Here is a 12,774-nt window from a genome sequence, read left to right on the forward strand (position 1 = left end):
CTTCAATCAGGAGGTGCAATCAAAGTAAGATGTAAAGGGTAGCAACCCCCAATTTCAATAATAAAAGCAAGCATATGAAATATATCATTTCCCTAGACCAGGGCACAACAAGTTCACGCGCTTTGTTGGTAGATCAAGAAGGAAAGATAAAGGGTATGGTACAGAAAGAATTTAAACAGATTTTTCCTAAATCCGGTTGGGTCGAACATGATGCCAATGAAATTCTAGAATCCCAGTTGGGCGTACTCAAAGAACTGCTTAAAAAGGAAAAGGTGGCCGCTACAGATATTAAGGCGATAGGTATTACCAATCAAAGGGAAACCACAGTTGTTTGGGATAAAAATACCGGAGAGCCTATTTACAACGCCATTGTTTGGCAAGATAAGCGCACAGCCGATATTTGTGAACATTTGAAGAAGAGCGGACTAACAGAACACGTTCGTAATACGACCGGCCTGGTCATTGATTCCTATTTTTCGGGTACCAAAGTAAAATGGATTCTTGACAATGTCGAAGGCGCCAGGGCTAAGGCCGACAATGGAGATCTTTCTATGGGAACTATCGATTCTTGGTTGGTTTGGAATATGACCAACGGAAAAGAACATGTAACCGATTATACGAATGCTTCCCGTACCATGATTTATGATATCGTAAACCTAAAATGGGACGATAAAATGTTAAAGGCGCTGGGCATTCCTAAGAGTATGTTGCCAGAGGTTAAACCTTCGGCCTATCATTTTGGTGATTATGAGATTGATGGCGTAAAAATTCCGATTGCCGGGATTGCCGGAGATCAACAGGCCGCACTGTTCGGACAAGGATGCTTTAAGAAAGGAATGGCTAAGAATACCTATGGTACGGGCTGCTTTATGTTGATGAATACTGGCGAGAAACCTCAGTTCTCTAAAAATGGACTCTTGACTACGATTGCCTACGGACTTGACGGAAAAGTAAATTATGCCTTTGAAGGAAGTATTTTTATTGCAGGGGCTGCCATTCAGTGGCTTCGTGACGGGCTTGAATTGATAAAAGATGCGACAGAAACCGAGGCGCTGGCGAATTCGGTTGAAGGTGACAGTTCGGTATATGTCGTTCCTGCATTTGCCGGTCTAGGTGCTCCATATTGGGATATGTATGCCCGTGGTGCTATTTTCGGATTGACCCGTGATACAGGAAAGGCCCATCTGGTAAAAGCTACTTTAGAATCGTTGGCCTACCAAACGAAAGATATTTTAAAGGCTATGGAAGATGATTCGGGCCTTCAATTGAAGAATCTTCGCGTCGATGGTGGTGCCTGCGCCAATAACTATCTAATGCAGTTTCAGGCCGACATCTTGGATACGGAAGTACATCGACCCGAAGTTATCGAATCGACCGCTATGGGAGCGGCATTTTTGGCTGGAATACAAGTGGGGTTATGGTCACAAGAAGATATCGATCAAAATCGCCCTATGAATCGAATTTTTGAACCTAAATTTGACCGGGTGAAAAGGAAAAGGTTGTATAAGAATTGGCAAAAGGCGGTTGAGCGCACAAAGGGTTGGGAGGAACACTAGAAAAATTTGTCTTTACCAAGAACCAAATGAAATTTGAATGTTAGGTAGAAATTTTAAAACGACGAAGCAAACTGTTTGGTCCAATATGAAGTTTCAATAGATTGCTGTGTTGGGAAGGTTCTTCGCAACGACGAATTAAATAAAAAATTAAATGGAAAATATAAAATTCTCGAATCGAGATAGGGCAAAAACCATTGCTAAATTTATAAAAGAAGAATACGACCTAGTTGTAATCGGAGGAGGTATAACAGGTGGGGGTATTGCACTTGACGCCGCCGCACGTGGTCTAAAAGTAGCTTTGGTTGAAAAAGGTGATTTTGCCTCTGGCACCAGTAGTAAATCTACAAAATTGATACACGGCGGATTACGTTATTTAAAACAATTCGATTTTTGGTTGGTAAAAGAAGTAGGTTCCGAACGTGCCATTGTTCATAAGTTGGCCCCACATCTGGTGCTTCCTGAAAAAATGTTACTACCACTGATCGAAAATGGCTCTTATGGCAAATGGCTTACTTCCATTGGGTTGAAGGTCTATGATATTTTAGCACAAGTTACGGGAGACGATAAACGGAAAATGTTGGAAAAAAAGGAAGCTTTAAAGCTGGAACCGTTACTTCCCAAAAAAATATTAAAAGGCGCAGGGTATTATGCAGAATACCGAACAGACGATGCCCGTTTGACCATTGAAAACATTAAAACAAGCCTTAAGTATGGTGCTGCGGCGTTGAACTATGCGGAAGTAAAGGGTTTTACATATGCAGAGGAAAAGGTAGCTGGCGTAACTGTGAAAGATTTAGTCTCAGGGAATGAATTCAATATCAAGTCCAAATACGTGATCAACGCAGCAGGGCCGTGGGTAGACGAATTGCGAAGCATGAACAACTCTAAAAAAGGAAAGCAGTTACACTTGACCAAAGGGGTACATTTGGTTTTTCCGTATAAGAAACTCCCTGTGAAGCAATCGGTTTATTTCGATATTCCCGATGGGCGAATGATGTTTGCCATTCCTAGAGGTAAAATCACCTATGTTGGTACTACCGATACCAATTTTAATAAAGATAAAGACCATGTCGGTATTGACTTGGCCGATGCTATCTATCTTTTGTCCGCGGTAAATAATATGTTCCCCAAAATCAATTTGGAAATGGAAGATATTATTTCTTCCTGGGCCGGATTGCGTCCATTAATTCATGAAGAAGGAAAATCTGCTTCTGAACTTTCACGAAAGGATGAAATTTTCACTTCCGATTCGGGTCTCGTGAGTATTGCCGGTGGTAAGTTGACCGGGTATCGCAAAATGGCCGAACGTGTGGTCGACCGAATTACCAAGAAATTGGAAGAAGAGTATGAGACCAAATCGAAAGAATCGGATACGGAGAATATACCTTTATGTGGCAATGTGGGCTTTAAAAAATTCAAACACGTTAAAAAATATATCGCAGAAATCTATGATCGGATAAAGGCCGACGGATTTTCAGAATATGACGCTTGGTTCTTAGTTACCAATTACGGCAAACAGACCGATACTATTCTAGAAACCTACTCGAAATTAAAGGATAAAGACAACTATGTGCGATTGATAAAAGCGGAGTTGCATTTTGGTATCGATTACGAAATGGTACAGAACCCGATGGATTTCTTTGTGAGAAGAACAGGAAGGTTATACTTTGACATCGATAGCATCACCACTTTTATGGAGCCTGTGCTGAAAGAGTTTCAATCCGTTTTTAAAGTAGATGAAACGCAAATTGATGCTTGGCGGGATACCTTATTGGCCTTGATTAAAGAACACTCCGATTTTTCATTGGAGCGGGTTTGATAAGTTCCATTCAATAGGCTTTCGCACCTCGCTACATTCCATATCAGGTTTATGGAGCGGATCGTTCAGAAAGTCTTCGGCTATTTGATAAAAACAAGGATTGTATAAACTGTTGTGTGCGTCATCTAAAAACAGAAGTTCATACCCGTTTTTCAAATGTTTAATTGCCCCTTTGGCATTGCTAATAGGGGTAACATGGTCTAAGCCACCGCTTGTCAATAGAATTGGTATTTCAGAAACCACGGGCTGGTTTTCAATGTTGGTAGCCCTAAAGGAATGCCAATTATTCAACAATTTTATTGTTGAACTATTAGGTGGATAAGCAAACCCGATCTCACTACTATTTAGAGCTTGGTCCATAGTTGCCAAGTCATTAAAGGGGAACTCTTCATACACCATCACTGAATAGTTCATGGGCCAATTGATAAAATTAAATATATATTCGAAACCTTTTAGAGCATTTCTTAAAGGTTCGGTTTCTCCATTCTCCATTGCCTCAATGAGTAAAGGTATATTGGATATGGAATAGCGATCGTAAAGTGATACAAAAAGTAGTAAATAGGCATCATGGGTATTGAGCACGAAAGGCTTGCCTTCAAATTCAAAATGTAAAGGATCAGATTCTAATTTCTTCAGTATCTTAATTAAGCGCTCTTTCAAATCAGGATAGCGCTTATTACAACCTTCATTTTTTATGCAACGCTCCAGAACTGAAAAAAGGGAATTTTCAAAATTTTGAATTGAATTATTTAAAAAATTTGCTTCTGGAGGAAGGATAGCTGTAAGTACTGCACTTCGAACACCGTTGGGAAAATCACGCATCATAGTCAGACCCAGCCGCGAACCATAGGAACCTCCAAAAAGGTTCCATTTCTTATAACCCAATGCTTTGCGTAAATCTTCAAAATCGGCCGCATTTTCCCTGCTGTTATATCCGGCAAGGTCGACCCCATTCTGTTTCATAGTTTCTTTGCATTCGGCTAGTAGGCTATCCGTAGCCCTAAAATCATCTTCCACACTAAGATTTTGTCGCATGATGGCGAAAAGCATATCACCAATTTCGGTACAATTTGCTTCAGAGGCACCTGTGCCCCGTTGATCCATCAATACGATATCCCTATCTTTTCTAAGCGGATGGTTTTCCCAAAAACCTTCCATTATCAAGGTTGCGGCTCCCGGGCCACCTTGCAAATAGGCAATAGGAGCTTTACGGGAAGTGGTGTCCTTCGCTTTTAATACTTTATAAACCAATTTGAGGGTACGGGAATCGGGATCATCTCTGTTTTCAGGTACTTCTAGAATTCCATCTAAGATTATATCCGGAGGGGTCGTATTACAACCAATGAGGAGCGTTGCAAATAATAAAAAGACCCAACTGCGCATAGTTATATGGAATGTAGTATTCTAAGATAAAGAAACTTTATTTAATCGATTTTTTCAGTCAGCTTGGCAAAAACACTCTTGGGGTTCTTGCCCTCGTAAAGCACGGCATAAACCGCATTGATAATGGGTGTTTTTACCTTTTTTTCGAATTTAGATTTGATTTCAAAGGCGCTCTTAGTGGCGTAGTATCCTTCGGCGACCATACTCATTTCCATTTGGGCACTTTTTACGGTGTAACCTTTACCTATCATATTACCGAACATACGGTTACGGCTAAAGGTAGAATAGCCTGTTACCAAAAGATCGCCAAGATAAGCGGAGTCGTTTATATTCCGGTCGATTTTATGAATGCGCTTGGTAAAGCGTTTCATCTCGCGGATTGCATTGCTCATTAATACACTTTGAAAATTGTCACCATAACCTAGTCCATGCGCGATACCCGCGGCAATGGCATAAATATTCTTTAACATGGCGGCATATTCGGTTCCTATAATGTCTTTGGAAATTTTAGTTTTGATATAGGCGCTCCTTAAATTTTCGGCTACAAGTTCAGCTTTTGCAACGTCGGCACACGCGATGGTCAGGTATGAAAGCCGTTCCAGAGCAACTTCCTCGGCGTGACAGGGACCGGTAATAACGCCGATGTTCTCAAAGGGAATGTTATAGGTTTCATGAAAATGCTCTCCAACGATGAGTCCGGTTTCTGGCACGATTCCTTTAATGGCCGAGAAAATAATTTTATCAGCTAAGGTTACTTTTAATTTTTCAAGTTCACTTCCTAAAAAAGCAGAAGGTATTGCGAAAATTAAAATATCAGCATGTTCAACGGCCTTATTAATATCATCTGTCAATTGAAGTTGATCGATGTTGAATTCAACGGATCGTAAATAGTTAGGGTTGTGTTTTTCGGTTTGTAAATAAGCTATGGCATCTGAACTACGCATATACCATGTTATTTTGTCCGAATTTTCGGTGAGCATTTTCACTATGGCAGTGGCCCAGCTTCCACCACCAAATACAGCAAATCTTGTTTTTATCATTAGTAGGTGTAATTAATTTCAAAAGTAATTAAAATTGATTTAGGTACTTCATCGTCGTTTTACCGACGAATTACATGCACATGAATAAAAACCGATAAAATGCGTAAAATTTTAACAACTCTGCGCCAATTGCCAAACAATATAATGTAGGAAAATACGCTATTACTAAAGAACATTGCAAAAATAAAATATACGGACCTTAAGCGGTCTGAGAACAATTTTTTTGGTTGGTTATTTAGTTAGGAACCGCCTCGACGTCTTAGTTGGGGCGGTTTTTTATTGTCATGTTAATTGGAAAAGTATTTGGTTCTTTTTTTAATTGTTCAAATGTCTTTTTTTGAATTCCGAGGGATTTTCCAGTGTAACTTTTTTGAAGATACGATTGAAGTAGGAGAGACTTTCGAATCCGCAATCGAAGCAAGTTTCGGTAATATTTTTGCCCATTAGAAGTAATCGTTTGGCCTGGCTAATGCGATATTGGTTTAAGAATGCTACAAAAGAGTTGCCAGTGGCTTTTTTAAAATAGCGACAGAAAGCAGGTTTGCTAAGATTGCAAAGTGATGCAATTTCATCAACAGTTATTTTTCCTTGATAATGTTCATCTATATAAGCGTAGATGGTTCGCATGCGTTTTTGTTCTTTTAAGCTAAAGCGATTGACAAATGGTTTGTCATGTAAAAGGGTGTATTCGTTGCTGTTGGATAATTCTTCCAGTAGTTGCATAACTTCCACAAATAGCTGAAAAGGGGCTAGTGTATGCAGTTCTTTAATACGTTTTCCAATACTATTTTTTGTTTCTCCGTTAAAGGCAATCCCAAATTGGGCTTGATCGAAGAGTTCACATATCTGGTTTAGCTCGGGTATTTCGTTGGCGAAAGATTTTCGGAACGAGGGTTTGATATGCAACACTTCCATTCGATAATTGGTTTTGACCCCATGGTCAAAATTGAGATGCGGCATATTCGACCCTATCAAAACCAGATCACTTTTTTGATAAGTAGAAATGTGGTCACCCACGTGTCGTGTAGCGGTAGCCCCTTCAATATAAACGAGTTCGTATTCTGGATGAAAGTGCCAAAAGAACAGGTCGTTCAGTTTGGGATCGTGCAACACCCGAAACGGACTTTTAGATTCAGGGCTGATAGTTTCCAATTGAATTTTCATTCTTAAATTTAACAAAATTCACAGGTATAACAACCTATAATGCTAAAAATATCAATATTGTTCAAATACTGGTCAATATCAAGGTAGAGAAGCACTACCTAAATTTCTAGTTTTACTTTATAATTCCAACTCCTAATTAAAAGTTGAATCATGGAAAAAATAAAAGGTGAAATTGAAATGGCCAATAAAGGCCATAAAGAAATCCCGGGAAATCCATCTACATCAACGACGAGTAAAATTAAATTGAACGATCGCTCCAATGAACAACCGTTGCGTGTCTTAAGCGAAGCCGATTGGGATTTTTGGATACACAATGGTTATATCGTCATCAAAAATGCGATTTCAAAAGAGCAGGCCAAAGCTACGGCCGATTTCATATGGGAGTTTGATGAAAAGGATTCTGGAAATCCCCAGACTTGGTATGCTCCACCACGTGCCGAAATGAAAATGAAAGAGCTGACCGGAACGGGTATGGTCGAAGTTTATAACCATCAATACCTTTGGAACAATCGCCAGACCCAAAGAGTTTATGACGCATTTGTCGATGTGTGGGGCACGGAAAAATTATGGGTTACCATTGATCGGGCCAATTTAAATTTTCCTTTACAACCAGGTGTCAAGAAAAAGGGCTTTATTCATTGGGATTATGACCCGGAAACGCGACCTCAAAATGTGCAGGGTGTTTTGGCGTTGGCCGATCAGACCGACGAGAATATGGGCGGTTTTCAATGTATTCCGTGGTTGTATCGTAATTATGAAACTTGGAAATTGACACAACCCGATGATCGAGATCGATTTCAACCCGATGTTTCTAATTTAGAGGATAAAATTGTCAAAGTTAAAATGGAGGCGGGTGATCTGCTCATTTTTAATAGCACGCAACCACATGGCATCAGACCCAACAACTCCAAAGACAAGGTGCGTATCGCCCAGTATATTTCGATGATGCCGGCAGAGGAAAACAATGAAGATCTTAGACAGTGGCGAATCAACTCTTGGCGTCATCGAATCGCTCCCGAGGGGTATGCTTTTCCTGGAGATCCAAGAGGGTGGGAACAGACAAAATACGAAACTGCTAATTTATCCCCTCTGGGAGAGAAGCTATTAGGATTGACCCCTTGGTAAATCAACAAATCTTTAATTCTCATCTAGTTTAAGGTCAAACCGACTATTAATGGTATTTTTGCATCCTTAAAATAAGAAGGTTTGAAGAAATACTTTAATTTATTCGATTTTAAACAAAAGGTAGACTACAAGACCGAGATCTTATCTGGCCTCACGGTGGCATTGGCATTGGTGCCAGAGGCTATTGCCTTTGCTTTGATTCCAGGTTTCTCACCGCTAACAGGTTTGTATGCAGCTTTCGTACTGGCATTGGTGACCTCAATATTGGGAGGTCGACCAGGAATGATTTCTGGCGCTACCGGTGCAGTCGCAGTGATTTTTATTGGATTGATTCTTGAACTCAAACGTAATTTTCCTGGGATTGAACCCGAGACTATTTTAAATTATGTTTTTGCAACGGTAATTATTGCCGGATTACTTCAGATTGGTGCAGGAGTTTTGCGGTTGGGAAAATTTATCAGATTGGTACCGCACCCCGTAATGTTCGGTTTTGTGAACGGATTGGCCATTATCATATTTATGGCCCAGTTTCCTAACTTTTATCAAAAGGGTACCGATACATTACTGACCGGGGCGTCAATGTATACAATGTTAGGCTTGACCTTGTTGACGATGCTTATCATATGGGGTTTTCCAAAATTGACCAAAGCGATTCCATCTTCTTTATTGGCAATCGTTGTGGTTTCTGCCCTGGTTATAGGTTTTGGAATTGATACGCTTACGGTAGCCGATACGATGAAAGAGGGCATGTCGATTAAAGGTGGATTTCCGCCTTTATCCATTCCACAGATTCCCCTTACGCTAGAGACCCTAAAAATTATCTTCCCCTATGCCGCAATTGTTGCTGGTGTAGGCTTGATCGAAAGTCTATTGACCTTGAACATCATTGATGAAATTACCGAAACGCGAGGAAATGGTAATAAAGAATGTGTGGCCCAGGGTACTGCAAATATATTATCCGGATTTCTTTCAGGAATGGGAGGGTGTGCAATGATCGGTCAGAGTTTGATCAATACCTCATCTGGTGCGAGAGCGCGTTTGTCGGGTATTACGGCAGCGGTAATGTTACTTATATTTATTATGTTCGGTTCAAGTCTTATTGAACGACTTCCCATGGCAGCCTTGGTCGGCTTGATGTTTATGGTCGCTATTGGAACCTTCGAATGGGCAAGTTTTAAGACATTTCGGAAAATGCCAAACTCCGATGTCATCGTAATGGTTTTAGTAACCTTGATTACAGCGATTACCCATAACTTGGCAGTAGCCGTTTTACTAGGGGTGATTATCTCTGCCTTGGCATACTCTTGGGAGAATGCAAAACGTATTCGAGCGAGAAAATATGTCGATGAAAACGGGGTTAAACATTACGAGATTTATGGACCTTTATTTTTTGGTTCGACCACATTGTTCGCTGAAAAATTCGATATTCAGAATGACCCTTCAGAAGTGGTTATTGATTTCAAGGAAAGCCGTGTTGCAGATATGTCAGGTATTGAGGCCCTGAATAGAATAACCGAACGGTACCAAAAAGTTGGAAAAAGAGTGCATCTCAAACATTTAAGTAAAGACTGTATCCGCTTGCTAAAAAATGCTAACGATATTATTGATGTAAATGTTATGGAAGATCCTACCTATAAAGTCGTCGTAGACAAGGCCTAAACCAAAAAAAAGATACTTAAAAAAAAAGACCGATGCTTGTGCACCGGTCTTTTTTTTAAAGCGTTTTTGCAAAAACGTGTTTTGTTATTGACCGCCGTACAATTTATAAACCTCTGATCCTGCGCTTAAAAAGGCGCCTGTTCCATATACTTCGGTCTTATCGGGCCAAGCTTTCCCAGGAGCCGCACCAATCGGTTGTACATAGCCCAACATACCATCATCGGTAACATGGCCTACCATGGCGTTCCATCCTTTCTTCACTGCCGGGCCGTAGGTTGTCTTATCTAGAATACCGTGATTAATACCCCATGCGAGACCATAAACATAAAATGATGAACCGCTTGTTTCAGGTGTAGGGTAGAAATCTTGTCCCAACAAGCTCATGGCCCAATGGCCTTGAGGTGTTTGAATGGCGAGTAATTTTTTGGCCATCTTTTTATAGATGCCCAAAAAGTATTTGTATTCCTTGCTCTTAGGGTCTAATTCATTCATGACATTGGTCAATCCGGCAAATACCCAACCATTGCCGCGCGCCCAAAATATTTTGGTGCCGTGGTCTAGTTTGCCCATATAGCTTTCGTCGCGATAATATAGGCTCTCTTTTTTGTCAAATAAGAAGTCTGTAGAGGCTTTGAATTCGGTCATTAAGAAATCAAGATATTTTTTCTCTCCCGTGATTTTATAAAGTTTTGCCCAAACCGGAGGAGACATAAATAAGGCGTCGCACCAGTTCCAACGGTCTTGATGGTACGGAGTCTTCCAGTGAAACGAAGATTGCGAAGGGTGCATCATGATAAAATTGAATTGCTCCTTGGTGGGTTCAATCATTTTTTCGTCATTATACTTGCGGTAAAGCTCGATATACATTTGACCGACAGTGTGGTCATCAGCATGGTACTTACGACGATGTAATTGCCATTCGTTTTCTTCCCCTATTGTTTTTAGCCAATTGTAATATTTATCATCATCCGCCATTGCGGCCCATTTTACCATACCAACGTATAAGGCACCATTGGTCCAATCAAGGGGGTGGTGGGGCTTTGTGTGCCCGCTATAAAGTCCGTCGAAATGGTCTATCTGCCAATCGGCAACCTTTTTCATGATTTGTTCAACCTCATTTGGCTTAATATCTTGTGCGGTCGATATGAAAGAAATAGCCAATACGGTCGAGGCAAGAATATTACGAATTGATTTCATTTTTAGTAGTTTCATTGATGGAAATTTAGTTTTATATCAAAACGAAATGTGCCATTACCCTGAATTTTTTTCAGGATAACAGCACAAGTATGTTTGTTCGGTAAAATGCTACAGCGTGCGTAAATATTCTGTAACATTTCTTGCATCCTCTTCGCTTAAATTTTGATTTAACATAATCGCATTGTTATACTCCTTGAGTAACGCTTTTGCAATCGGATCTTCTTTAAGCATAACATCGGGATTGATAATCATGTTCATTACCCATTCCGGACTTCTACGTTCTAGAACACCCTTTAAAGCAGGGCCGATCATACGCTTGTCAACGGCATGACAGGCAATACAAACTGTGCTAAAAATCTTTTCCCCTTTGGCTGCCATTTCAGAATCTACCTCGTCTGCAAAAGTCACCGATTTTATGGGGCCTACACCTTTGTTACTCAAATCAACAGGAACGCTTTCAGCCTCTGCCGCAGGGGCTTTGGCTTCGGTTTTTGTTCGATTCATTTCAAAACCCTCTTTCTTTTCCTCCTTTTTCTCTTTTCCACCGCAGCTGATCATCAGACCACCTAGAGCTAAGACTGCAAATAATTTTTTCATCATGTTTGTTTTTGTGGGCACTAATATAAGAATTACCATTATTTAAATAACCTCTTCACAAAATTTTACCGCTCTTTTTTCGGAATAGGTGGCGTTGTTTTTGCCAAAAAATCCGACGTGACCACCATTTCGGGGCATCTCTAAGCTTAAATTGGGATTGGTATTTGCAGCCACTATGGGGTAACATTCCTTTCCTAAAAAAGAATCGTTCTTTGCGCTGATTATCAATGCCGGAATTTTAATCTGGTCCAAAAATTGGAGACAACTACATTTCTCATAATAATCTAGCGCATCTTTAAAGCCATGGGCGCGACTCGTGTAGATGTCATCAAAGTCTTTTAAAGTTTTAATATTGGAGATGTCATCGGCCGAAATATTATCGGGAAACATTTTCTGTTTCGGGACTAGTTTTTCTACTAGGTGATTTCTAAAACGCTTGGCGTATAGAAAGTTTTTTGGTTTTAAAAGCGCTTTTAGGGAACTGTGTAGATCGCAGGGAACAGAAATTCCAACGATGCCTTTCACCGCCTCTGGAATTTCACGCCCTTCGCCTGCATATTTAAGGGCCATATTACCACCAAGACTTATCCCTTTAATATAAATTTCGTTATACTTTTCGGTGTTTATAATATGTTGTACAACGGCATCCAAATCTTCGGTAGCTCCAGAATGGTATGACCGGAACAGTCTGTTTGTTTCACCACTACACCCTCGAAAATTGACGGCACAAGCATCGAAACCAGACCTGTTGAAAGCTTTTGCACTTCCTGTGATGTAGGGGCGTTGGGCATTGCCCTCCAAGCCATGAAGCAGAATAACGACCTTGTTGGTCGGGTTAAAAGAAAAACTCCAATCGAGATCAAGAAAATCACCATCTGCTAAATCAATACGTTCCCGGGTTTGTAGCAAACCGTCGATTTTACGAAAAAGACCCGAATAGATGGTGGCGAAATGTCCGTTTTTGAACAATAAAGGCGGATTATAAGTCGATTTGAATACTGGCATTTGTAATGTGAATTGCTATTGAGTGCAAAAAGAGACCGTGAAAGTCAAATGTACTTAAACATTCGTAACTAGTACTAGGTAAATAATATGCATTGTAGTATAAGGTCAGCTTTTTCCGAAGCCGCAGACTCGTGGGCCATAAGTCAAATGCATCGGTCTTTTAGGGTTGCAGCAACCCATGTAAGAGAATTGCCGCGCAATTAGATAAATACTTTATTTTGGCTTTAAG

10 protein-coding genes are annotated in these 12,774 nt (G+C 40.3%); 4 read left to right on the forward strand and 6 right to left on the reverse strand.

What is annotated here, in order from left to right; genetic code table 11:
* The first annotated feature begins 74 nt into the window (after nucleotides 1-74).
* Both glpK and BLS33_RS06295 read left to right on the forward strand, forming a co-directional pair.
* Nucleotides 75-1,556, forward strand: coding sequence for a glycerol kinase GlpK (gene glpK / locus BLS33_RS06290; protein WP_089886633.1), 1,482 nt, complete (start codon nucleotides 75-77; stop codon nucleotides 1,554-1,556).
* Between the two features lie 151 nt (nucleotides 1,557-1,707).
* A complete protein-coding gene (locus BLS33_RS06295; RefSeq protein WP_089886634.1) occupies nucleotides 1,708-3,375 on the forward strand; it encodes a glycerol-3-phosphate dehydrogenase/oxidase in 1,668 nt (555 codons plus the stop codon).
* Here BLS33_RS06295 and BLS33_RS06300 read toward each other — a convergent pair.
* The 3 genes from BLS33_RS06300 to BLS33_RS06310 form a co-directional block, all read right to left on the reverse strand.
* Nucleotides 3,358-4,758, reverse strand: coding sequence for an alpha/beta fold hydrolase (locus BLS33_RS06300; protein ID WP_089886635.1), 1,401 nt, complete (start codon nucleotides 4,756-4,758; stop codon nucleotides 3,358-3,360). The genes BLS33_RS06295 and BLS33_RS06300 overlap by 18 nt on opposite strands.
* A 41-nt stretch (nucleotides 4,759-4,799) precedes the next feature.
* The gene (locus BLS33_RS06305; RefSeq protein ID WP_089886636.1) at nucleotides 4,800-5,798 is read right to left on the reverse strand and encodes an NAD(P)H-dependent glycerol-3-phosphate dehydrogenase; all 999 of its coding nucleotides are present in this window, start codon (nucleotides 5,796-5,798) and stop codon (nucleotides 4,800-4,802) included.
* A 315-nt stretch (nucleotides 5,799-6,113) separates the two neighbouring features.
* Nucleotides 6,114-6,962, reverse strand: coding sequence for an AraC family transcriptional regulator (locus tag BLS33_RS06310; RefSeq protein ID WP_089886637.1), 849 nt, complete (start codon nucleotides 6,960-6,962; stop codon nucleotides 6,114-6,116).
* Between the two features lie 150 nt (nucleotides 6,963-7,112).
* Here BLS33_RS06310 and BLS33_RS06315 point away from each other — a divergent pair, with 150 nt between their 5' ends.
* Both BLS33_RS06315 and BLS33_RS06320 read left to right on the forward strand, forming a co-directional pair.
* On the forward strand, nucleotides 7,113-8,087 hold the full coding sequence (locus BLS33_RS06315) for a phytanoyl-CoA dioxygenase family protein (RefSeq protein ID WP_176801347.1): 975 nt from the start codon (nucleotides 7,113-7,115) through the stop codon (nucleotides 8,085-8,087).
* 81 nt (nucleotides 8,088-8,168) lie between these two features.
* Nucleotides 8,169-9,746: a SulP family inorganic anion transporter gene (locus BLS33_RS06320; RefSeq protein WP_089886638.1), complete on the forward strand. Its 1,578-nt coding sequence runs from the start codon at nucleotides 8,169-8,171 to the stop codon at nucleotides 9,744-9,746.
* Between the two features lie 84 nt (nucleotides 9,747-9,830).
* Here the strand turns inward: BLS33_RS06320 and BLS33_RS06325 are convergent, their stop codons facing one another.
* The 3 genes from BLS33_RS06325 to BLS33_RS06335 all read right to left on the reverse strand — a co-directional run bounded on the left by BLS33_RS06325 (nucleotide 9,831) and on the right by BLS33_RS06335 (nucleotide 12,545).
* Complete coding sequence (locus tag BLS33_RS06325) at nucleotides 9,831-10,958, reverse strand: glycoside hydrolase family 88/105 protein (protein WP_218129542.1); 1,128 nt, start codon at nucleotides 10,956-10,958, stop codon at nucleotides 9,831-9,833.
* Nucleotides 10,959-11,051: 93 nt separating this feature from the next.
* Entirely contained in the window at nucleotides 11,052-11,540 is a 489-nt protein-coding gene (locus BLS33_RS06330; protein WP_089887105.1) for a c-type cytochrome, read from the reverse strand.
* Nucleotides 11,541-11,582: 42 nt separating this feature from the next.
* Nucleotides 11,583-12,545: a YheT family hydrolase gene (locus BLS33_RS06335; protein ID WP_089886639.1), complete on the reverse strand. Its 963-nt coding sequence runs from the start codon at nucleotides 12,543-12,545 to the stop codon at nucleotides 11,583-11,585.
* Nucleotides 12,546-12,774 lie beyond the last annotated feature (229 nt).

The organism is Kriegella aquimaris (assembly GCF_900103215.1).
Lineage (GTDB): Bacteria > Bacteroidota > Bacteroidia > Flavobacteriales > Flavobacteriaceae > Kriegella > Kriegella aquimaris.